A 20,518-nucleotide genomic window follows, 5' to 3' on the forward strand; every position below is an offset into this window, starting at 1 on the left:
CACCAATTTGGTCAATATTGCCATTCAGTCGACGCATAGACGACCAGAAGGCGACAATTTTCCTTTTTATTCTGACTGTTCGCTCTGCCGGATCGCCGCTTTGGACGGCAGATATCCCAAATGATTTGGTGGGCACAAAGAGCAAAAGGAAAACAAAATGAACATAACACATATCAAGCGTGCCGGTCTTGCTGGCGTTATTTCGATCACCGCGGCCCTGTCTGCCTGCGGGACACCGTCGGCGACCCCGGATATTGATGTTCAAAGTGACGATATGGAAGAAGCCACCGCGACGGTTGTTGCGTCGGGATACAGCCCGTTAACCGGCACCGCATTGGTCAACACGATCAATGATCAGACCTTTTCCTATCGTGACGAGGGCAAGGAAACCAATGTGAATGTCACCTATTTCCAGAATGGCATGGCATCAATCACCTGGATTGACGAGGACGGTGATCGCGGCATGCGCGAAAAACTCTGGACCATCGAACAGGGGCAATATCTGTGCCTTTGGGGCCAGGATGAGGAAGATGATTGCATGTCCGTCCTAACCAAGGCGGGGCAGCTGGCAACCATCGATAATGATGGAAACGTCGCATATTACACCAATCGTTCCTCGTAATTTTCCGGTCTGGCATCCACTCCCTTTGACTTCCGGAAGGGAGTGGATGCTGGACATCGCGCCTGCACCGTATTAATTCGTGAAACAACAGATTTATTGTTGGCACGGTTTGTTGCTGGCCCGGCTATTGCCAGCTTTGACCGACCGATTTCACAGATTGCGGTGCCCATGCCCTATCAATCCCTTCGCGACTTCATCGACGAGCTTGAAAAGACAGACCGTCTGGTCCGGGTTAGCGAACCGGTTTCCCCCTATCTTGAGATGACGGAAATTCAGACACGCCTTCTGGCCGAAGGTGGCCCGGCGGTCCTGTTTGAAAATGTCATTGGCGAAGATGGCCAGAAATACGACATGCCGGTTCTGGTGAACCTTTTTGGCACCGTGGACCGCGTGGCGGCCGGCATGAACCGCAAGCCCGAAGAATTGCGCGAAGTCGGCGAGACGCTGGCGTTTCTCAAACAGCCCGAACCACCGGGAAGCCTCAAGGAAGCATTTTCAATGCTGCCGCTGGCCAAGACCGTGATGGCGATGAAACCCAAAACGGTTTCCAAGGCCCCGTGTCAGGAAATCATCCTTGAAGGCGATGACATTGACCTTTCAAAATTGCCGATCCAGTCATGCTGGCCGGGTGAACCGGCCCCGCTGATCACGTGGCCGCTGGTTGTGACCCAGGGCCCGACCGCCAACGAAAAGGGCGGTGACAAACGCGATGTGTTCAATCTTGGCATCTATCGCATGCAGGTTCTGGGCAAGAACAAGGCGATCATGCGCTGGCTGAAACATCGTGGCGGGGCGCAGCATCATGCGCGCTGGAAAAAGGAAAAGCGCGATCCGTTGCCGGCTGCCATCGTGCTGGGTGCCGATCCGGGTACGATCCTTGCCGCGGTAACCCCGGTTCCCGATACGCTTTCGGAATATCAGTTTGCCGGATTGCTGCGCGGGGAAAAGGTCGAGCTGGTTGATTGCAAAACCGTTCCGCTGAAAGTCCCGGCGACGGCAGAAATCATTCTGGAAGGCTATGTGTCGCTGGATGAATATGCGCCCGAGGGGCCGTATGGCGACCATACCGGTTATTATAACTCGGTCGAGGAATTCCCGGTATTCACCCTGACCGCGATTACCATGCGTAAAAAGCCGATCTATCTGTCGACCTTTACCGGTCGTCCGCCAGATGAGCCATCAGTCCTTGGCGAAGCATTGAACGATGTTTTCGTGCCGCTATTGCAGCAGCAATTCCCCGAAATCGTCGATTTCTGGCTGCCGCCCGAAGGATGTTCGTATCGCATCGCGGTCGTATCGATGAAGAAGGCCTATCCGGGGCATGCCAAGCGCGTGATGATGGGTGTGTGGTCGTTCCTGCGGCAATTCATGTATACGAAATTCGTCATTGTCGTGGATGACGATATTGATGTGCGCGACTGGAAAGACGTGATGTGGGCGATTTCAACCCGCATGGACCCGGTGCGCGACATCACCACCGTGACCGAAACACCGATCGATTATCTTGATTTCGCATCACCCGAAAGCGGCCTTGGCGGCAAGCTTGGCCTTGACGCGACCAACAAGCTACCCCCCGAAACCCACCGGGAATGGGGCGAAAAGATCTTTATGGAAGACGAGATCATTGATCGGGTTGATGCCAAATGGGATCGATACGGATTGCCGGGATCGGGCAAGAAAATCTGGCGGGATTAAATTCCCTGAAACACCATGTCCAGTGCGTCGGTGAGTGCAAATTTTTCAGAAAACTCACCGACCACCTCTCCGAGTTCGGCAACCGCGACTGTCGCAATGAACTGCGGAAGCAAAACCCATCGGGTATCGCCAATCAGGATGACCGGGTTCAAACGCCCGATTGGTTTTGGTATTTCCGAATGCGGGCGAAGCGGTACAACCACACGCGTGGTCATATCGGCAAGAAGATCGGCCTGCACATCCACAACATATCCGTTGGCGAATTTATGAATGTCATAACGTGCCATCAGAATTTTCGATGCGATGCCAGTGGAATACCGTGCGTTTCAACATAGTCATTGCTGGCCTGTATCGCCGCACTGTTTTCCTTTTTCCAGATTTCGGCCTGTCGTTTCGTGACAGCGTCTCTCAGTCCGGCCTCGGCACTGCGTGAAATATTGATTCCAAGCTGCTTTGCCGTTTCCAGAAGTTCGGAATCAAGACTGACATTGGTTGCCTTGCGGGTATGTTTGTTCGTGACAGCGCCCATAACTTACCCCATGATTTATGTGCATAACATATGCGTAGTATATCACGCATACTTTCCCGCCTCAATTCCGGAAAAACAGCCAATGCTGTCCGTCATCAGATGGTTTGTCAGACCAGAAAAACTGTGGCGCGTCGCACATGAAATCGTCGATCCGGACGGCAACATTGCAAAGATCGCCATCGCCCATGACATCACGCATATATTCGGGATCGTTGACCTGCCAGCTCATGACCGGTGGGGCGGTTTTATCGTCAATGCAAAGGGCGTATTGTTCGGACTGGGCGAACGGAATCTGCTTTAATTCGGAATGCGCCTGCCCCTTGTGATTGGTCACCATCAGGACATCGAAAAACGGTCCTTCGGGATTGTCACGATCCACCCAGCCGACGATCTGGTCATTGATATCGTCGCAGGTGAAATCCCCCACCAGAACCTGATGGCGGTTCTGGGCTGCATATTGCCCGGCCTGAATGCGCATTTCGCGGTAAAGATCATTGGCGGTTACAGGTGCCGCCACAGTATCATTTGGTGTCGCAGTTTCCTGGGCATTAGCCTGCAACATCGGCAAGGACATTCCCAGAAGCAGTGTTGCCACAAACAGGTTTCGCACGTGTGTTTTCCGTCATTTCTTGCAGGTTTCCGGTTTTTCCCGGTTCGGTTTTCCGGTCATAATAGCAACTTGCGGAGAAAAAATGGCCAAAGATCAATTCCGGTCAAACAAACGCCTTGGACACAGGGCATAGGCGAAGCAGACCATCACCGGCGATGATATAGGCGACAGTTTCAGGTCCCTATCCTTTTCTTGCCCTTTGCGAAAAGCGATCAGCCTGCCTATAACCATAGGAAACCACATTCCGATCAAAGGGAGCTTCCATGCCCAAAACCGACATGACACTCGATCGCATCACCGACCTGCTGGCGCGTGCAAAAAAGGCGGGTGCCGACGATGCGGATGCCGTTTATGTCGAAGGCACGTCACTTTCGGTATCGCAGCGACTGGGCAAGATGGAGAAGCTTGAACGATCCGAAGGTGCCGATCTTGGCCTGCGTGTTCTGATCGGCAAGCAGCAGGCAGTTGTGTCGTCATCCGACACCAGCGAAAGCGCTTTGAAAGAACTGGTCGAGCGCGCCGTCGCCATGGCGAAAAACGCCCCCGAGGACCCGTTCTGCGGCATTGCCGACCCATCCGAACTGGCCGAAACATTTGACGTCGAGGCGCTTGAGCTTTGCGAGCCGGGTGAAGTCAGCCAGGAAAAGCTGATTGCATGGGCCACCGCCTGTGAAGAAGCAGCAAGGTCGGTTGAAGGCATCACAAATTCCGAGGGCGCCGACGCCGGTTGGGGAACCCATCAGATCACGCTTGCCGCGACCAACGGCTTTGCCAATTCCTATGCCGGCAGCGGCAGCCACATTTCCGTATCCGTCCTTGCCGGGACCGGCACCGGCATGGAACGCGATTATGACTATGACAGTGCGGTCTTTTCGACCGATCTGCGCGATCCGGTCGATATCGGCCTGAAGGCAGCGGAAAAGACCCTGAAACGGCTGAACCCGCGCAAGGTCAAAAGCACGCAGGTCCCGGTAATCTATGATCCGCGCGTTTCCGCATCCCTCGTCGGGCATCTGGCCGGTGCGATCAACGGATCGGGCATTGCGCGCGGCACCAGTTTCCTTCTGGATGCCATGGGCAAGGAAATCTTTGCGCCGGGGATCAACATCATTGATAACCCGCACCGCAAACGTGGCCTGCGTTCCAAACCGTTTGACGCCGAAGGTGTTGCCAACGAAAAACGTCATCTGATTGAAAATGGCGTTCTGAAAACCTGGATCATGGATTTGCGGTCCGCCCGCCAGCTTGGCCTGAAATCAACCGGCAACGCATCGCGCGGTGCCGGAAGCCTGCCGGGTCCGTCGACCACCAACCTTTACATGGAACCGGGCACCATATCGCCCGCCGACATGATCAAGGACATCAAACAGGGCCTTTACATCACCGAGATGATCGGCAGCAGCGTCAACGGTGTGACCGGCGATTATTCGCGGGGTGCATCGGGCTTCTGGATCGAAAATGGTGAACTGGCTTATCCGGTTTCCGAAATCACGGTTGCCGGTAACCTTAAGGACATGTTCAGAACGGCCATTCCGGCCAATGACCTGACCTTCAAATACGGCACCAATGCCCCGACAATCCGGGTTGATGGCATGACGCTGGCCGGGCAATAAGTTCGAAAATCAATCTGCGGCGATTTGCAACAGGGGTGTGTTTGGCGCATCCCTGTTTTCGTTTTGGCGGCCATTGCATTGGTCGGCATAGGCCTGTGGCACCATAACCCGCACCGGATAGGGTGACAGGCTGATTTCACACGGCAGCTTGCCGGCACTTTCGCCGTCAATCTGCAAGGGTGCCGGGCCGCAATGGCTGGTGATGGTCAGTCGTTCGGTCTGTACGACCGATACATCGGTTTGCGCGTGCAACCGGTTCAGGGTCAAAGCAATCCCGTATCGCGCCAGCGCCATAAAGCCGCTGCCGGGCATCAGCACGACATCAAGGCTGTTATCGGTCAGTTTGGCATCAGGTGAAATAACGAACGCCCCGCCATAATGCTTGGCATGTGTCGCAACCACACCGGCGACGCGATATTGTTCACGCCCGATATTAACCTCGAAATCGCGGTGATGCGGAAAGATGATATTCCGGAGCCCTTCGATAACATATGCCCCCTTGCCGATCAGTCTTTTAAGCTTTAGCGACACATTTGCGACGGTATCGGCATCCGCGCCCATGCCGACCATCAAAAAGAACGCCCGGCCATTGACCAGACCGGGCCGCACCCAGACCTGGGCCGGGTTATTGATGTAATCGGCAATTGCCTGCGCGTGGATTTCAAGCCCGACCTCGACCGCCAGAACATTGGCCGTTCCCAGCGGAATGATGCCAAGCGGCGGGACTTCGTGGCCTTCGATCTGCGCATCAAGCAAACCGTTCAGGGCCTCGTTCAGCGACCCATCCCCGCCGGCAACAAAAAGCCGTTGATGGGCACGAACCTTGCGTGCCAGTTCACGGGCATGACCGGGATGGGTTGTCTGTAACAATTCAACCTTTATGCCAGCCTTCTGTAAAATGCTTGAAAGGAACCGCTGTTTGTTTCCGCCTGCACGCGGATTGAAGATGACCGTTACCCCGTCATGGGTCATTGCGAAAAACTTTCGAAATAAAAATGAAACATTACTTTCGCGTTCCCTTTATACAAAATGAAATATGTAACAGGATATTGACAGAACCGATAAATTTATATGAACGGGTTATATATTCGCGCCATTTGTTTTAAACAATTACTGGTTGGGGACAGTATCCGGCATGTAAAACCGTCGGATTCCAGCCGTCCTTATGGCAGGATACGGAGGAGCGGCAATGACAGCGATGACGCTGCAACCGCATTACCGCACGGTCTGGATTTCAGACGTCCATCTCGGAACACGTGGATGTCAGGCAGATCTTCTTTTGGATTTCCTCAATGAAGTAACGGCAGATACCTATTATCTGGTTGGCGATATCATTGACGGCTGGCGGCTTAAGAAAAGCTGGTACTGGCCCGAAAGCCACCATGCCGTGATCACCACAATCATGGACAAGGCCAAAAATGGCGCGAAGGTCATCTTTGTGCCCGGCAACCATGATGAATTCGCCCGCGAGTTTGTCGACATGACCTTCGGGCATGTCGAAGTCAAGATGAACGACATTCACGAGACGGCGGATGGCAGAAAGCTTCTGATCATTCATGGCGACGAGTTTGATGGTGTCGTCAAATATGCCAAGTGGCTCGCCTATCTTGGGGATACGGCCTACAACCTCGCGATTGTCCTGAACCGTTACTACAACGGCATTCGCCGCCGATTGGGTTACGGATACTGGTCGCTCTCGGCCTATCTTAAAAACCGGGTCAAGAACGCGGTCCAGTTCGTCTGCAATTTCGAAAATGCCGTCGCGCACGAAGCCGCCAAACGCAAGGTGGATGGCGTGGTTTGCGGCCATATCCATCACGCCGAAAAGCGGATGATTGGCGATGTGCTGTATTGCAATGACGGCGACTGGGTCGAAAGCTGCACCGCGCTTGTCGAAGACAAGACCGGAAAACTTGAACTGCTTTACTGGGCGGATATGCGCCAGATGGCGATGACACATTCCCAACCCGGCCGCGATGCTGCCAGTGCGCCGTCCCTTGGACTTGGCAAGCTGATGTCGCTGTTCCGGATAGCCGGGGAAAGTACCCGCACCGCGTCCCGCAGTTCAAAAAAGAACAGCGGCACGCCGATTGGAAAGACCGCATGAGAATATTGATCGTATCCGATGCCTGGTACCCCCAGGTAAATGGAGTAGTGCGCACCCTTGAAACCGTGCGCAACGAACTGGGCGAGATGGGGCACGACGTCCATATCATCTCGCCCGATCAATTCCGGACGATCCCCTGCCCTACCTATCCGGAAATCAGGCTGGCTCTGTTTGCCAAACGCAAGCTTGCCCGGATGATTGATGCCCTGCAGCCGGTTGCCATCCATATCGCAACCGAAGGCCCGCTGGGGCAGGCTGCACGCGCTTATTGCCTGAAACGCGAACTGCCGTTTTCATCGGCCTATCACACCCGGTTCCCGGAATATCTGCATGCGCGGACGCGCCTGCCGCTTTCGATTTCCTATCGCGGGATGCGGCGGTTCCATAACAAATCACAATCGGTCATGGTGGCCACAGAAACGCTTCGCGAAGAACTGGCGGATCGCGGCTTTAACAAGCTGAATATCTGGTCACGCGGTGTTGACCTTAACCTGTTCAAACCACGACCGGATGCAAGTTTCGGGGATTTCCCCAAACCGCACTGGCTGTTTGTTGGCCGGGTGGCGGTTGAAAAGAATATCGGCCATTTTCTGGATCTTGACCTGCCGGGGACAAAATTCGTTGTCGGTGACGGGCCGCAACTGACAGAACTGAAATCGAAATATCCGAATGCGCAGTTCCTTGGCAAAAAAATAGGCGAGGAATTGGCAATCGCCTTTGCGTCAGCCGATGTTTTTGTCTTCCCGAGCAAAACCGATACCTTTGGCCTTGTTATCCTTGAGGCCCTAGCATCGGGAACCCCGGTTGCGGTATTCCCGGTTCAGGGACCGGCCGATATCGTGCGCGAGACCAAGGCAGGCGCGATTGACGCCGACCTTCGCGAAGCCGCCATGGCAGCCCTTGAGCTTGACGGTAAAGACGCCCGTGCATTGGCGGAACAATATAGCTGGCGCAATTCAGCCAACCAGTTCCTGCACAATCTGGCACCGTTTTCGGGCGGATTTGACGGGGCTACGGCAAAACGTCTGACGGTTGAAGACATCACCGAGGTGAAAGCATCGGTGGAACCGGCAATCGCCATGCCCGTGGAACAACCGGCGCAGTAATCTGCGCCGGTATTTTATTTGGCGACCAGAGAAACGTCCTGTGAGGCGTCCTTGCCACGCAGGCTTCGACGCAGAACGCCATATGCCAGCATCGCATTGATCGCATCCGTCCCGAGCCAGCGACGGAAAGGTTTCAGTGCGATGTAAACCGGTCGAATAACCCGCACGATATGAGACAGCGGTTTCATTTGCGGCGCGGTCATGCCGGTTATCACGAGATATGCCCGCCATCCGGCACGCAAAAGATCAGGACGACGTTTGAAGCCGCGCTGGATGGAAAACAGAAACAGAAGGACATCGCGCGCCTGCGCGTCGGGCAATGGCATGCGTTTGTTGGGGTCTTCCTCGAAATCGATGAAGCCGATCCTGCCATCATCACGGATGGTCATGTTGCGCAGAAGGGGTGCGCCATGGGTAAAGCCGCTGATGTGCAAATCGGCCAATGCGGCCCCGGCCTTGGCAATCAGTTCGGCAACACGGTCTTCATCACCGGCCTTTACCGCATCGCTGATGACGGTTTGCAAAATGACCCCGTTATCCCCGATTGCAATCCAGTTATCTGTGACCGCCAGAAGATCGGGAACCAGAACCCCCGCCTTCGTCAAGGCATCAATGATTTCAGCCTCGCTCGCCAGACCGGCCTTGCCGCCGGGCGATACGGTCGGGCGCAACATCGGTATCCGCGTCAGGGTCGCGATCAACCGCTGCAGGCGATGCCAGCCCTTTTCCTTTGGTGGAACAGCCTGCTTGACCCAGATACGGCGCCCGGCCCAACGCAGCGGAAAAACCCGTGCGCCCACACCTTGCGCAATCGTCTGTTCCACGAACACGTGGAGTTGCTCTGTCATTTTTTTATCTTATATGTCGTTTTTCGTGGCCTGCTTTCCGGCAGGCCCTATTAGTATCAGTCAAGTCAAGTTGCTGCGGCTTGCCGCACCTGCCCGGGCATGCTAGCAACAGCCCGGAAAGATTAAGACATTCATGATGCTTACTCCATATAGATAGTGTCAGGCTGACACAATCGGAAATGGCGTCGCACGACCGGGAAGAATTCATTGCCAAAGCATTCGCTAGATCGCACGACAGAACATTGGAACACATTGCCAATGATCAAACGCATCGTTAAGGATGCGGTTGCCCCCTATTTCGGCAAAATTGTTCTGGCTTTGGTTTGCATGGCACTTATGGCGGCGGCAACCGGCGGCTATGCCTATCTGATGGACCCGGTGATTAACGAGGTCTTCGTCAAAAAGAACCCGGCGATGCTGGTCCCTGTCGGGGTTGCCGTCCTTGCAGCCTTCGCGCTGAAAGGCTTTGCCAATTACGGGCAATCGGTTCTGATGAGCTATGTCGGCGGTCGTATTCTTGCCGATATCCAGAACAAACTTTACGAGCATGTCATCCGGCTTGATATCGGCTTTTTCCACAGCACCAATACCGGCAAACTGATCACGCGCTTTACCAGTGATATCACCGCAATGCGTGCGGCCGTTTCCGTATCGCTGACCGGTTTTGGCAAGGACTTTCTGACTGCCATCGTTCTGATTGGCGTCATGTTCTATCAGGATTGGCAGCTTGCGATCATTGCCTTTACCGTTTTTCCCGCCGCCATCCTGCCAATTGCCCGTCTGGGTCGGCGGATGCGCAAGGTTTCGGCCAATACGCAACAGCAGATCGGTGAATTTGCGACCCTTCTGGAACAGACTTTTCAGGGTGTCCGTCATGTCAAAGCCTATGGCATGGAACCCTATGAATGTTCACGAATGGAAAAGCTTGTCGAAACCGTTTTCGATCTGAGCTTCAAGGCGCAGAAAGTCAGCGCACGTTCGTCCCCCATCATGGAAACACTCGGCGGGGCCGCGATCACGACCATCATTATTTACGGCGGCAGCCGCGTCATTGACGGGGCAAGCGACCCGGGCAGTTTCTTTTCGTTCATCACCGCCCTGTTGCTGGCATATGAACCGGTCAAGCGCCTTGCCAATATCAATATCAACCTGCAGGCCGGTCTTGCAGCATCCCAGCGCGTGTTTACCGTTCTTGATATCGAACCGGAAATTCGCGATGCCGAGGATGCCAAAACGCTTGAGGTCAAGGGCGGCGCCATTCATTTCAAGGATGTCGCGTTTTCCTATAACGATGAAACGACGGCATTACACGATATCAGCCTTGATATCGAAGCCGGTCAGACGATCGCGCTTGTCGGGCCCTCGGGTGCCGGTAAATCGACGATCCTGAACCTGATCCCGCGATTTTACGACATCAATGCAGGTACGATCACCATTGATGGTCAGGATATCCGCGATGTGACACTGGAAAGCCTGCGTTCGGCAACCGCACTGGTCAGTCAGGAAATCACGCTGTTTGATGATACGGTGCGGTCCAACATCGCCTATGGCCGGTTTGGTGCGACCGACGCCGAAATCGAAGAAGCCGCCCGCCACGCGGCAGCGCATGATTTCATCCTGCAGCTTGAAAACGGTTATGACACCATTGTCGGAGAACATGGTGTGAAGCTTTCGGGCGGGCAGCGCCAGCGTATTGCGATTGCGCGGGCAATGTTGAAAAATGCTCCGATCCTGCTTCTGGACGAGGCGACGTCGGCTCTTGATACGGAATCGGAACGCCATATTCAGGGTGCCCTGACCGAACTTATGAAGGGTCGCACAACGCTTGTTATTGCGCATCGCCTGTCGACAATTATTGATGCCGACAAGATTTGCGTTATTCAGAACGGACGCGTCACGGAACAGGGACGTCATGAAGAATTGCTTGCACTGGGAGGGGCTTACGCCAATCTCTATAATCTGCAATTCTCGGAAGAAACCGAAAATCAGGTCTAAAACATTCGGGATAAACTGGCGTGCAGTTGCATAAGCGGATCATAAAAAGCGATCAGGCGCGTAGCACTTTGTGCTGGCTTGCGGCAGCCTATATCCGGTTCGTCCGGCTCACCGGTCGCTGGCACACGGAAGGCGGGGATCATCCCGCCCATTTCCTGACGGAGGGCAAACCGTTTATCGTGGCTTTCTGGCATCAGCGTTTGCTGATGATGCCCTATACATGGCGTTCGGTTGCCGGTGACCGCCCGTTTAACATGCTGATTTCATCGCATCGCGATGGTGAAATCATTTCCCGCACCATTGGTCATTTCGGGATTGCCACGATTGCAGGGTCAACCGGGCAGGGCAAAGGCGGTGCGGCAGCGTTGCGGCGCATTCTGAAGGCGCTGAAATCCGGTGAAGTCGTCGGCATGACCCCGGATGGACCACGAGGACCGCGCATGCGGATTTCGGATGGCATTGTGCAGGCGGCAAAGCTTGCAGGCGTTCCGATTTTCCCGCTGACCTATTCGGCATCAAACCGGCGCGTCTTTGGCAGTTGGGACCGGTTCGTGCTGCCGCTTCCGTTTTCAAAAGGCGTTTTTAGCTGGGGCGATCCGATCCATATCGGACGGGATCTGGATGATGCCGGGCTGGAACAGAAGCGGCTGGAGCTGGAAGCAGCCTTGACCAGGCTGACACAGCAAAGCGACCGCAAGCTTGGCCTTGACGTGATTGAGCCCGCCGGACCGGATGAACTTCCCAAACAGAAGCGTTCGGCCATGGCAGCGGCAGAGCAGGAAAGCGCCAAATGAGCCTGTTTTACGCCTATCGCGTGGCGACACGGCTTTTGGGTCCGGTACTTGGCATTTATCTGCAACGGCGCAAAAAACGCGGCAAGGAAGATGCAGGACGGATCGGTGAACGGTTCGGTCATGCCAGTGCATTGCGCCCGAAGGGGAAGCTCGTCTGGATACATGGTGCCAGTGTTGGCGAATCCCTGTCGTCCCTGCCGGTGATTGATGCCATTCGTGCGCGTTTTCCCGAAACCTCGATCCTTGTCACCACCGGCACCGTTACGTCGGCGGCAATGATGTATCAACGCCTTCCCAAAGGGGTGATCCATCAGTTCATCCCCATTGATCGGCAGGTTTGCGTTGCGCGTTTTCTGCATCACTGGAAACCGGATGCGGCTCTTTGGCTTGAAAGTGATTTCTGGCCCAATATTCTGACCAAGGCCAAGAAGGCAGGCACCAGACTGGCACTGCTTAATGGCCGCATTTCGGCCAGAAGCTTTAAAAGCTATTCACGATTTCCATCCTTTATCACGCCGGTCATTTCCGCATTTGACCTGATCCTGACGCAAGGAAGCAAGGAAACCGAACGGTTCGTTTCCCTTGGCGGCAAGGATGTGCGCGCCGTCGGGAACCTGAAATTTGCAGCCCCCCCGCTGCCGGTCGAAGCCGACGCCCTAACCGAACTGCAATCGCAGATCGGCACCCGCCCGGTATGGCTTGCGGCAAGTACGTTTGAGGGCGAGGAACTGGCCTGCGCACAGGTTCATCAAGCACTTTCGCCAAAGCATGAAGGCCTTTTGACAGTTATTGTTCCCCGTCATCCGGATCGTGCTGATGAAATCGAGGCGGATCTGATTGCCCAGGGATTGCGCGTTGCCCGCCGAAGCCTGGGGCACAAAATCACCGAAGATATCGACATCTATCTTGGCGATACGATGGGCGAGATGGGGCTTTATTACCGGGTTGCACCGGTTTGCCTGATCGGAAAATCCCTTTGTGCGTCCGGCGGGCAGAACCCGCTTGAACCGGCACGGCTTGGATGCGCCATTCTGCATGGCCCCGATATGAGCAATTTTAGCGAGATCAGTCAGGAACTTCTTACAGCACACGCCTGCCGACCGGTTGCTGATCGTGACGACCTGACAAGGCAGATTGATATTCTTCTGACCCAACCGGAAAAGGCGAGCGCACTGGCAAATGCCGCCTTGGCATATGCCAATTCAAAGGCCGAGGTTCTCGAACGAACCATTGATGCGATCACCCCGCTTTTAACCGGGGAGGTTGCCAATGCGCGCGCCTGATTTCTGGCTGGCAGACGGCTGCATGGCCAAGGCACTGTCGCCTTTTTCCCTGCTGTGGCGCGCAGGTGCAGGCATTCGGGCGATGATAACAACCATGCGCCATCCGGGATGCAAGGTTTTCTGCGTTGGCAACTTTACCATCGGTGGTGCGGGTAAAACACCGACCGCAATCGCGCTGTATCACACGTTGCACAAAATGGGCATTCAGGCCCATTTCCTGAGCCGTGGATATGGCGGCCGGGAAACCGGCCCGCACCGTGTTGATCCGATGAAGGACACCGCAGCCGATGTCGGGGACGAGCCCCTGCTTCTGGCGCGAACGGCGCCGGCATGGATTTCGCGGGACCGGGGTATGGGCGCCGAAACGGCCAGAAATGCCGGGGCAGAGGCCATCATTCTGGATGACGGACTGCAAAATCCATCGTTAATCAAGGATTGCAGCTTTGCGGTTGTCGACAGCGTTTTCGGGATTGGAAACGGTCGCGTCATTCCCGCAGGCCCGATGCGCGAAACCCTTGAACAGGGATTGGCCAAAGTTCGTGCGATCATTCTGATCGGCGATGGCAATCCGCCATTTCTTAAAAACCTGCCCGCGTCGGTTCCGGTTTTGCGCGCCCGCATTGTTCCTTGCAATGGTGCCGAATTTGCCGGACGCAGGGTTCTCGCCTTTGCGGGGATTGCCCGCCCGGCCAAATTCCATGATAGTCTGCGCGCAGTCGGTGCCGATATTGTTGCGACCGTCGACTTTGCGGATCATCACCCGTTCCGTGCGGCCGAATTGGCGGAGCTGCATCAAAAAGCCAAGTCATTGAATGCCGATTTGGTCACGACAGAAAAAGACCTGATGCGCTTGCCTGCCGGGCAGCGGAACGGCATAAACACCCTTGATATTGTGCTGGAATTCGAAGCCCCGGACCAGCTGGAGAAAATAATTACGGCGGTGTTGTCCGATGCCTGAACGCAGTGCCTTTTATCAAGCACGACAGAAATATATTTCCCACCCGTTGCAGGGATTGGCAGCGCATCTGATTTATTGGATTTTTGCTGCCATGCCGATTGATATGGCATCAAACGCGGGTGGTACATTACTGCGAAAGTTTGGCCCCAAACTCGGCCAGACAAAAAAGGCACGAAACAACCTGACACGCGCATTTCCGGAAAAATCCCCGGAAGAGATCGAAACGATTATTTGTGACATGTGGGAAAATCTGGGACGCAACGCGGCTGAAATCCCGCATCTGCATAAATTGCGCCCGGGAGGCCCAAGGATCGAGGTTGTCGGCCTTGAGAACGGCATGGCCTCTAAAGATGATGACAAACCGGGTGTTTTCTTTACCGGCCATATCGGTAACTGGGAAATCGGCATGACGCTGGCAACTGCGATGGATATGGACATGATGTGTGTCTATCGCGCCCCGGATAATCCGTGGGTTGATCAGTTATTCATTCGTGCCCGCAAGACTTTCCGCGGTCAGTTGGTAAAAAAGGGGCCTCAGGGTGCCCGCCAGATTACCAAATACATGAAAGAAGGCGGACATGTCGCCATGCTGGTCGATCAGAAAATGAATGACGGCATTGCCGTCCCGTTTTTTGGTCGTGACGCCATGACAGCACCGGCACTGGCGCAGTTTGCGCTAAAATATGACTGCCCGGTAGTACCGGTCCGGGTGGAACGACTGGGTGGCGCCTATTTCCGCATGACATTTTATCCGGCACTCGAAATTGTCCCGACCGATGACCGTCATGCCGATATTCTGCGCATCATGACCGACGTTAATGCGATCATGGAAAGCTGGATTCGTGACCGACCCGCGCAATGGTTGTGGCTTCACAGACGCTGGCCGAACTGATCATCGTTAATCGCACCCGGCATTAACCGAATGGGAACACCCTTGCAGCAGACTGGTGGATACCTCTCCACCTTGTCCGGGGGAAGTTCCCTTTTGCTGCGTTTCGTCGTCCCGCTTTTTCTGATTTTTGTTGGTTCAATGTTTGCCGTCTGGCCGTCATTCGCGCTGGAAGGTGATGTTGGCAAGATAGAAAGCAGTTCAAAGAATGTGCGGATACGGATTGCCGAACTTGATCAGCAATTGCAGACACATCTGCGAGAAGCCGTTGAGAAGTTCGGGGATCGCCAGATCGAGTGCGGCAAGAGTGCCGAGAAAAAGCCGCTGTCTGATTGCATCGCCGAAGACGGTGATGATCTGACCCAAACCAGACTTTCAATCGCGCGCGCCAAAGATGGCGACGTGAAAGACGGCCCGCTTGACGAGCTTGCCGCGACCGAAGAACGCTTTGCGATGTTCATCGAACGCATGAACAAAACCAACGATCTTCTGTCACGTGCCGGGGCCAAGATGTATCGAACGAGTTTCGATATCACACCGGAAATGGATCAGCTTCGCCGACAGGTTATCGCCTATGTCGAACGCAAACAGGAATATGATCTGCGCCTCAATCAGGCCATGTTGATTGCAGGTGTGACACTTGTCCTAATTGCCATTTTCGCGATGATTTTTTTTGCCACACGACGCATTCGGGGAAATTAACAGCGATCATCATTTGTCGCAGGACAAATTGCATTGATAATGCGGTCAATCCCCTTTACCGAGTGGCGTAAGAGCTATCGCCCGAGGAAACCATAATGACACAGGCCTACTGGCAGGACATTCTGGTCGCATTGCGCCAGATCATCCGCGCAACCGATCTGCATTCCAAAAGAATGATGAAAGCCTGTGGCCTGACCATCCCGCAGGTGATGGTCCTGCGGGCGATTGACGAATTGCAGAACGTTACGGTGCGCCGCATTTCCAATCATGTGTCCCTTAGCCAGGCAACCGTCACAACAATCCTGAACCGCCTTGAACAGCGCGGGCTGGCAGAACGCCGACGCAGCACCACGGACAAGCGTGTGGTCAATACGGTTCTGACAGAGGCAGGTCAGAACGTATTAAAAGCAGCCCCCACCATGCTGCACGAAGAATTCATATCGCAGTTCGATGCCCTTCCCGACTGGGAAAAGACGCAGCTTCTGTCATCCATGCAGCGGGTTGCCACCATGATGAATGCGGAAAATATAGATGCGGCTCCGTTGCTTGACGTCCGCCCTGCTGACGAAATTCCGCGTTAGGGCCAGTTCAACCCGGATTACAGATCGGCAATCACCACTTGGTGGCCATTACGTCGGGCATCCCCCACCGCATTGAATTTTGTGCCATCACCACTGACCTTGGCGGCGTGAACACCGCCAAAGAACATATCCTCCGCATCCCAGCGCTGCTGGTCTTCAAGGCTCAGCCCATCCAGAAGCGAACCGTCAAATCCCGGTTCGACCGACAAAAGACTGTCTTCAACATGAAGTCGCGGTGCCGCCACCGCCCCATGCAGGGTCATGTCATAGGCATCGATATTCAGCATCACCTGCAACATGGTTGAACGAATGCGGTTTGACCCGCCAGAGCCCAGTGCAATCGCATCACCATTCGCCGCCAGATACAGGGCCGGGGTCATCATAGATGTCATGCGCACACCGCATGGCCAGTGATGGAGCCCGTCAGGTGACAGATCAGCTTCGCCCAGCATATTATTGAGCATGATCCCGGTGCCCGGCACCATCCGCCCGGAGCAGGACCCATTCGAAATTGTCGCGGCGGCAAGATTGCCATCGCCATCAACCACAGAAATATGGGTCGTGCCATTCTGGCTAAGCGGGCGTTCGCCGATCATCGACCGGTAGGATTCGCAGAATTCGTCGGCAAGGATTGTCGGGCTTGCGCCATGTTCGCTACGTGCCAGCCCCGTGGCATGAAGAATGCGCGAAATCGCTTCAAGATGACGGGCCGATCCAAATGCCCCAAGCTCAATCTCGCGCGCAAGCTTAAGCCCGAACCCAACCAGAACCCCGCCCGATGCAGGCGGCGGGTTTAAAACAAACCGCCCGTTGCGCCCGGCAATCAAAAGCGGATCGCGAACCAGAACCCGGTATGCCGCCAAATCAGCGCCCGTAAGATAGCCACCATATTCCCGGCATTCGGTCACAAGCGCATGACCAAGATCGCCGTGATAAAAACCGTCCGAACCGGTTCGCAGCAGATATTCGATGCTGTCGGCCATATCTGCCTGACGAAGAATGGAGCCCTCGTCGGGCAATTCAAATCGGTCTTCATCCTGATGTTCCGGCGCACCGAAAACCGCCCGGCTGTCTTTGGAAAAGGCCAGAAGCGGGGTTACGATCCCCATGACGTATCGCTGAAACGCATCCAGCCTGATCCCGTCGCGAGCCGACGTAATTGCCGGTTCGGCCAGCATCGCCATCGGCAATGATCCAAGATCGTCATGCAGCTTGAAAATACCGGCAACCACGCCCGGCGTTGCAACCGAACCATATCCGCCGTGAAATTCCTGGGTAACGCCACCGGCAAATGTCGCAAACCGGCTTTCAAATTCAAGTTCCTCGCGCGGGCGTTTGGCAAGCGGGGTTTCGACAAAGAAATCATAAAGCCTTGGCGGTTTTCCCGCCGGACGGGTCATGACAAACCCGCCGCCGCCAAGCGACGCCAGAACCGGCTCCGCCACGCATGCCGTCCACATCGCGGCGGTCACCGCGTCAAAGGCATTGCCGCCTGCCTCAAGCACATCGGCAGCCGCGCGTGCTGTGACATCATGTCCTGCGGCGACGGCTCCGTGCTTTTTCATGGCAGAGGTTCCCTATTGTTTATCCATCGTCAATTGCTGGCCTTTGCCTTTGCGGCCTTTTGTGCGTCTTCCATCGGCGGCACAAGAAGGGCCGCGTCAACGCGCGCGTCCCCGACATTGATCCGCCAGTCCAGATGCGGCCCGGTTGCCCGGCCACTTGCCCCGACCTTGGCAATCGGATCACCCTGCCGAACGACATCGCCGACTTTCACATTGATTTCCGACAGATGCAAAAACGCCGAAACCATGCCAAGCCCGTGATCAATAAACAGGGTCGCCCCGGAAAAATACATATCGGGATGCGCCAGCGTCACAATTCCGTCAGCCGGTGCGACGACCTCGGTGCCGGTCGGAACGGCAATGTCTATCCCCCAATGCGGGGCACGCGGTTCACCATTCAAGATGCGTTGCGATCCGTATACACCGCTGATCGGGCCGAGAACCGGCCAGATAAAGCCGTTCTTGTAAAATTCCTGGGTAAATCGTTCGACACGTGCTTCGCGGGCCTGACGTGAATCATCCTTGATCCGTTCCATAACGTTCGGGTCCGGTGTCACCATCTTGGGCGGCAGGCCATCAATCCGCTGGATATCAAATTCGCGATCACCGATGTCATAGGCATATTCTTCGACTGCCCCGTCAGCCTTGCGCAGGGTCAGCTTGGCGGGGCCTTCGTAATCGCGTGGAAAGCCAAGGATAAACGCCCCGTCCGGACCGATCGTATCAATCGCCTTGCCATCCAGAAGGATGCTGCCGCCGGGGTCGGTCTGCCCGAACACGATGCCACCCTGAACAAACTGGCCCTTATAGGTCGGCTCGGCCGCGATAGCACCGAAACACGATACGATCAAACCGGTTGTCGCCAGAAACGTGGTCATTCCGAAACGCATCACAAAAGGCTCCCTTGCCTGTCATCATCTTTGGGGGCCGGGTCTTTTTTCCGGGCCGGTTTCGGTTTGGATGCGGATTTCGGCGCGACTGTGGCAACCGGTGCCGCCTCGGGTGCTCCAGAGGAATACGTCCCTGCTGTTACATCGGCACGTCCATCCTGCATTTCCAGAATGTAACCCTGCCCGGCAATCAGATCCGACGCCCTGCCGATCAAACTTTCGTCCGCACCGCGCACCACGGCAAAACCGCGTTTCAGAACATTGCGATAGGAATAGCTTTCCAGAAGACGGTCATAGCGCGCCAGTCCTTCGGTTTCGCGGTTCAGGATATTTTTAACCACCGCCTGCATCCGACCGGCCAGATCGTCGATCTGTTTGTGATCACGTGCGATATCGCGTTTGGCATTTGCCGGGCGAAGTCCAGCGGCGGCCTGATCAAGTCGGGCCTTTTGCATCTGGATGGCGGACTTGATCGCCCCATCCAGCCGCAGACCAGCATTTTCCAACCGTCCGCGTTTTTCCGAAAGCTGTTCGCGCGGACTGACCAGCCGTGCCCCGGCTTCGTTCAGACGCGCACGCGCCTGCTGTAAAACACTGCCTGCCGCACGTGGTAGCCGATCGGCCCAGTTATCAAGGGTCTGGCTGCGTTCTTCAAGCATCCGGCGCGGATCGCCAAGGCCACGCGCAAGGCTTTCAAGGGCGGTGCGTTTTTCCACGCCAAGCCGACGGACGGCTTGGGTCAGACGAAGGCCATCTTCCTCGACCTGACCAATCAGATCAAGTCGCACAGGCACAGCCTTTTCCGCGGCCCCCGTCGGGGTGGGCGCGCGCAGGTCGGACACAAAATCAATCAGGGTGGTATCGGTTTCATGGCCGACCGCCGAGATCACCGGAATGTCGGATTCCGCCACCGCACGGGCAATGATTTCCTCGTTAAACGCCCAAAGGTCTTCAAGTGACCCGCCACCGCGCGCGACGATCAGGACATCGGGGCGCGGAATATTGCCATAAGGCAAAAGATCGTTGAAACCGCGCACCGCCTGCGCAACCTGTTCGGCGGCACCGGTTCCCTGCACCACCACGGGCCATAACAAAACCCGGCGCGGGAAACGTTCGCGAAGCCGATGCATGATATCGCGGATAACCGCCCCGGTTGGGGATGTTACAATCCCGATGACATCAGGCAGGAACGGGATCGGCTTTTTGCGATCCGCATCAAATAGTCCTTCGGCGGCAAGTTTCTTTTTGCGTTCTTCCAGAAGTTTCAGAAGCGCGCCTTCGCCCGCGACTTCCATCGTTTCGATGACAATCTGGTATTTCGACCGGCCCGGGAATGTCGTCAGTCGCCCGGTCACAATGACTTCCATGCCGTCTTCGGGTGCAAGGCCAAGCTTGGATGCCTGCCCGCGCCAGCAAACACCATCCAGCACGGCCTGATCATCCTTAAGTGCCAGATAAAGATGGCCGCTGCTGGCACGCTTGAAACCGGAAATTTCGCCGCGCACACGCACAAACGAAAACGCATCCTCGACCGTGCGTTTAAGCGCGTTGGAAAGATCAGAGACCGAAAATTCCGGCAGATTTCCCGGTTTCGCGGGTTCTTCGGGCATGGGAGCGAACGGGTCGAACAAATCTTGCGTCATCAAGGGCACTTTATGCTAAAAGCCCGCATAAATTTTCAAGCGGGATGGGGTGCAAGCCTAGTTCATCCCGTCTGGACCATCAAGCAGT

20 protein-coding genes are annotated in these 20,518 nt (G+C 55.4%); 12 read left to right on the forward strand and 8 right to left on the reverse strand.

The features are described 5' to 3' along the window. The first annotated feature begins 157 nt into the window (after window positions 1–157). Together AUP42_RS07870 and AUP42_RS07875 are read left to right on the forward strand one after the other, a co-directional pair. Entirely contained in the window at window positions 158–622 is a 465-nt protein-coding gene (locus AUP42_RS07870; RefSeq protein ID WP_062950634.1) for a hypothetical protein, read from the forward strand. 168 nt (window positions 623–790) lie between these two features. Further along, the gene (locus AUP42_RS07875) at window positions 791–2,317 is read left to right on the forward strand and encodes a UbiD family decarboxylase (RefSeq protein WP_062950740.1); all 1,527 of its coding nucleotides are present in this window, start codon (window positions 791–793) and stop codon (window positions 2,315–2,317) included. Here the strand turns inward: AUP42_RS07875 and AUP42_RS07880 are convergent. From AUP42_RS07880 to AUP42_RS07890, 3 genes are all read right to left on the reverse strand, one after another. Further along, window positions 2,314–2,604 (reverse strand): CcdB family protein, encoded by a 291-nt coding sequence (locus AUP42_RS07880; protein WP_062950640.1) that lies wholly within the window; start codon window positions 2,602–2,604, stop codon window positions 2,314–2,316. The genes AUP42_RS07875 and AUP42_RS07880 overlap by 4 nt on opposite strands. Further along, window positions 2,604–2,846 carry a type II toxin-antitoxin system CcdA family antitoxin gene (locus tag AUP42_RS07885; protein ID WP_062950642.1) on the reverse strand — a complete coding sequence of 81 codons (243 nt, stop codon included), beginning with the start codon at window positions 2,844–2,846 and terminating at the stop codon, window positions 2,604–2,606. The genes AUP42_RS07880 and AUP42_RS07885 overlap by 1 nt, the downstream gene beginning before the upstream one ends. A gap of 61 nt (window positions 2,847–2,907) precedes the next feature. After that, window positions 2,908–3,456: a hypothetical protein gene (locus tag AUP42_RS07890; protein WP_062950644.1), complete on the reverse strand. Its 549-nt coding sequence runs from the start codon at window positions 3,454–3,456 to the stop codon at window positions 2,908–2,910. A gap of 263 nt (window positions 3,457–3,719) precedes the next feature. On the opposite strand from AUP42_RS07890, the gene AUP42_RS07895 reads away from it, so the two are divergent. Beyond that, on the forward strand, window positions 3,720–5,069 hold the full coding sequence (locus tag AUP42_RS07895) for a TldD/PmbA family protein (protein ID WP_062950646.1): 1,350 nt from the start codon (window positions 3,720–3,722) through the stop codon (window positions 5,067–5,069). A gap of 9 nt (window positions 5,070–5,078) precedes the next feature. On the opposite strand, the gene AUP42_RS07900 is transcribed toward AUP42_RS07895, so the two are convergent. Further along, on the reverse strand, window positions 5,079–6,041 hold the full coding sequence (locus tag AUP42_RS07900) for a diacylglycerol/lipid kinase family protein (RefSeq protein WP_062950648.1): 963 nt from the start codon (window positions 6,039–6,041) through the stop codon (window positions 5,079–5,081). A gap of 217 nt (window positions 6,042–6,258) precedes the next feature. Between AUP42_RS07900 and AUP42_RS07905 the strand changes: the two genes are divergently transcribed. Both AUP42_RS07905 and AUP42_RS07910 read left to right on the forward strand, forming a co-directional pair. Beyond that, window positions 6,259–7,176, forward strand: a complete 918-nt coding sequence (locus tag AUP42_RS07905) for a UDP-2,3-diacylglucosamine diphosphatase (RefSeq protein ID WP_007091217.1) — start codon at window positions 6,259–6,261, stop codon at window positions 7,174–7,176. Continuing rightward, a complete protein-coding gene (locus AUP42_RS07910) occupies window positions 7,173–8,282 on the forward strand; it encodes a glycosyltransferase family 4 protein (RefSeq protein WP_062950653.1) in 1,110 nt (369 codons plus the stop codon). Before AUP42_RS07905 ends, AUP42_RS07910 begins: the two co-directional genes overlap by 4 nt. Before the next feature lie 14 nt (window positions 8,283–8,296). On the opposite strand, the gene AUP42_RS07915 is transcribed toward AUP42_RS07910, so the two are convergent. Beyond that, the gene (locus AUP42_RS07915) at window positions 8,297–9,130 is read right to left on the reverse strand and encodes a hypothetical protein (RefSeq protein WP_062950655.1); all 834 of its coding nucleotides are present in this window, start codon (window positions 9,128–9,130) and stop codon (window positions 8,297–8,299) included. Between the two features lie 258 nt (window positions 9,131–9,388). Here AUP42_RS07915 and AUP42_RS07920 point away from each other — a divergent pair, with 258 nt between their 5' ends. The 7 genes from AUP42_RS07920 to AUP42_RS07950 all read left to right on the forward strand — a co-directional run bounded on the left by AUP42_RS07920 (window position 9,389) and on the right by AUP42_RS07950 (window position 16,332). After that, a complete protein-coding gene (locus tag AUP42_RS07920; protein ID WP_062950657.1) occupies window positions 9,389–11,125 on the forward strand; it encodes an ABC transporter ATP-binding protein in 1,737 nt (578 codons plus the stop codon). A gap of 20 nt (window positions 11,126–11,145) precedes the next feature. After that, on the forward strand, window positions 11,146–11,919 hold the full coding sequence (locus AUP42_RS07925; RefSeq protein WP_062950658.1) for a lysophospholipid acyltransferase family protein: 774 nt from the start codon (window positions 11,146–11,148) through the stop codon (window positions 11,917–11,919). Beyond that, window positions 11,916–13,202: a 3-deoxy-D-manno-octulosonic acid transferase gene (locus tag AUP42_RS07930; RefSeq protein ID WP_062950661.1), complete on the forward strand. Its 1,287-nt coding sequence runs from the start codon at window positions 11,916–11,918 to the stop codon at window positions 13,200–13,202. Before AUP42_RS07925 ends, AUP42_RS07930 begins: the two co-directional genes overlap by 4 nt. Further along, a complete protein-coding gene (gene lpxK, locus AUP42_RS07935) occupies window positions 13,189–14,160 on the forward strand; it encodes a tetraacyldisaccharide 4'-kinase (RefSeq protein ID WP_062950667.1) in 972 nt (323 codons plus the stop codon). The genes AUP42_RS07930 and lpxK overlap by 14 nt, the downstream gene beginning before the upstream one ends. Next, complete coding sequence (locus AUP42_RS07940) at window positions 14,153–15,052, forward strand: lauroyl acyltransferase (protein ID WP_062950669.1); 900 nt, start codon at window positions 14,153–14,155, stop codon at window positions 15,050–15,052. Before lpxK ends, AUP42_RS07940 begins: the two co-directional genes overlap by 8 nt. 93 nt (window positions 15,053–15,145) lie before the next feature. After that, window positions 15,146–15,751, forward strand: coding sequence for a hypothetical protein (locus tag AUP42_RS07945; RefSeq protein WP_062950672.1), 606 nt, complete (start codon window positions 15,146–15,148; stop codon window positions 15,749–15,751). A 95-nt stretch (window positions 15,752–15,846) separates the two neighbouring features. Further along, window positions 15,847–16,332: a MarR family winged helix-turn-helix transcriptional regulator gene (locus AUP42_RS07950; RefSeq protein ID WP_062950673.1), complete on the forward strand. Its 486-nt coding sequence runs from the start codon at window positions 15,847–15,849 to the stop codon at window positions 16,330–16,332. A 17-nt stretch (window positions 16,333–16,349) separates the two neighbouring features. Here the strand turns inward: AUP42_RS07950 and AUP42_RS07955 are convergent, their stop codons facing one another. The 3 genes from AUP42_RS07955 to xseA are packed head-to-tail and all read right to left on the reverse strand — an operon-like array spanning window position 16,350 to window position 20,430. Further along, entirely contained in the window at window positions 16,350–17,897 is a 1,548-nt protein-coding gene (locus AUP42_RS07955; RefSeq protein ID WP_062950674.1) for a gamma-glutamyltransferase family protein, read from the reverse strand. Between the two features lie 29 nt (window positions 17,898–17,926). Then, the gene (locus AUP42_RS07960) at window positions 17,927–18,787 is read right to left on the reverse strand and encodes a M23 family metallopeptidase (RefSeq protein ID WP_062950675.1); all 861 of its coding nucleotides are present in this window, start codon (window positions 18,785–18,787) and stop codon (window positions 17,927–17,929) included. After that, window positions 18,787–20,430 carry an exodeoxyribonuclease VII large subunit gene (gene xseA, locus AUP42_RS07965; RefSeq protein WP_082824707.1) on the reverse strand — a complete coding sequence of 548 codons (1,644 nt, stop codon included), beginning with the start codon at window positions 20,428–20,430 and terminating at the stop codon, window positions 18,787–18,789. Before xseA ends, AUP42_RS07960 begins: the two co-directional genes overlap by 1 nt. Between the last annotated feature and the right edge of the window lie 88 nt (window positions 20,431–20,518).

It is taken from the genome of Thalassospira lucentensis (assembly GCF_001613805.1).
Taxonomy (GTDB): Bacteria; Pseudomonadota; Alphaproteobacteria; order Rhodospirillales; family Thalassospiraceae; genus Thalassospira; species Thalassospira lucentensis_A.

What these genes read in the sequence shown, in the direction of transcription:
- AUP42_RS07900 (WP_062950648.1), bottom strand. Translation starts at nt 6,041, where the DNA reads ATGACCCATGACGGGGTAACGGTCATCTTCAATCCGCGTGCAGGCGGA.
- AUP42_RS07915 (WP_062950655.1), bottom strand. Translation starts at nt 9,130, where the DNA reads ATGACAGAGCAACTCCACGTGTTCGTGGAACAGACGATTGCGCAAGGT.
- AUP42_RS07910 (WP_062950653.1), top strand. Translation starts at nt 7,173, where the DNA reads ATGAGAATATTGATCGTATCCGATGCCTGGTACCCCCAGGTAAATGGA.
- AUP42_RS07960 (WP_062950675.1), bottom strand. Translation starts at nt 18,787, where the DNA reads ATGCGTTTCGGAATGACCACGTTTCTGGCGACAACCGGTTTGATCGTA.
- AUP42_RS07905 (WP_007091217.1), top strand. Translation starts at nt 6,259, where the DNA reads ATGACAGCGATGACGCTGCAACCGCATTACCGCACGGTCTGGATTTCA.
- AUP42_RS07950 (WP_062950673.1), top strand. Translation starts at nt 15,847, where the DNA reads ATGACACAGGCCTACTGGCAGGACATTCTGGTCGCATTGCGCCAGATC.
- xseA (WP_082824707.1), bottom strand. Translation starts at nt 20,430, where the DNA reads ATGACGCAAGATTTGTTCGACCCGTTCGCTCCCATGCCCGAAGAACCC.
- AUP42_RS07875 (WP_062950740.1), top strand. Translation starts at nt 791, where the DNA reads ATGCCCTATCAATCCCTTCGCGACTTCATCGACGAGCTTGAAAAGACA.
- AUP42_RS07930 (WP_062950661.1), top strand. Translation starts at nt 11,916, where the DNA reads ATGAGCCTGTTTTACGCCTATCGCGTGGCGACACGGCTTTTGGGTCCG.
- AUP42_RS07940 (WP_062950669.1), top strand. Translation starts at nt 14,153, where the DNA reads ATGCCTGAACGCAGTGCCTTTTATCAAGCACGACAGAAATATATTTCC.
- AUP42_RS07920 (WP_062950657.1), top strand. Translation starts at nt 9,389, where the DNA reads ATGATCAAACGCATCGTTAAGGATGCGGTTGCCCCCTATTTCGGCAAA.
- AUP42_RS07870 (WP_062950634.1), top strand. Translation starts at nt 158, where the DNA reads ATGAACATAACACATATCAAGCGTGCCGGTCTTGCTGGCGTTATTTCG.
- lpxK (WP_062950667.1), top strand. Translation starts at nt 13,189, where the DNA reads ATGCGCGCGCCTGATTTCTGGCTGGCAGACGGCTGCATGGCCAAGGCA.
- AUP42_RS07955 (WP_062950674.1), bottom strand. Translation starts at nt 17,897, where the DNA reads ATGAAAAAGCACGGAGCCGTCGCCGCAGGACATGATGTCACAGCACGC.
- AUP42_RS07885 (WP_062950642.1), bottom strand. Translation starts at nt 2,846, where the DNA reads ATGGGCGCTGTCACGAACAAACATACCCGCAAGGCAACCAATGTCAGT.
- AUP42_RS07880 (WP_062950640.1), bottom strand. Translation starts at nt 2,604, where the DNA reads ATGGCACGTTATGACATTCATAAATTCGCCAACGGATATGTTGTGGAT.
- AUP42_RS07895 (WP_062950646.1), top strand. Translation starts at nt 3,720, where the DNA reads ATGCCCAAAACCGACATGACACTCGATCGCATCACCGACCTGCTGGCG.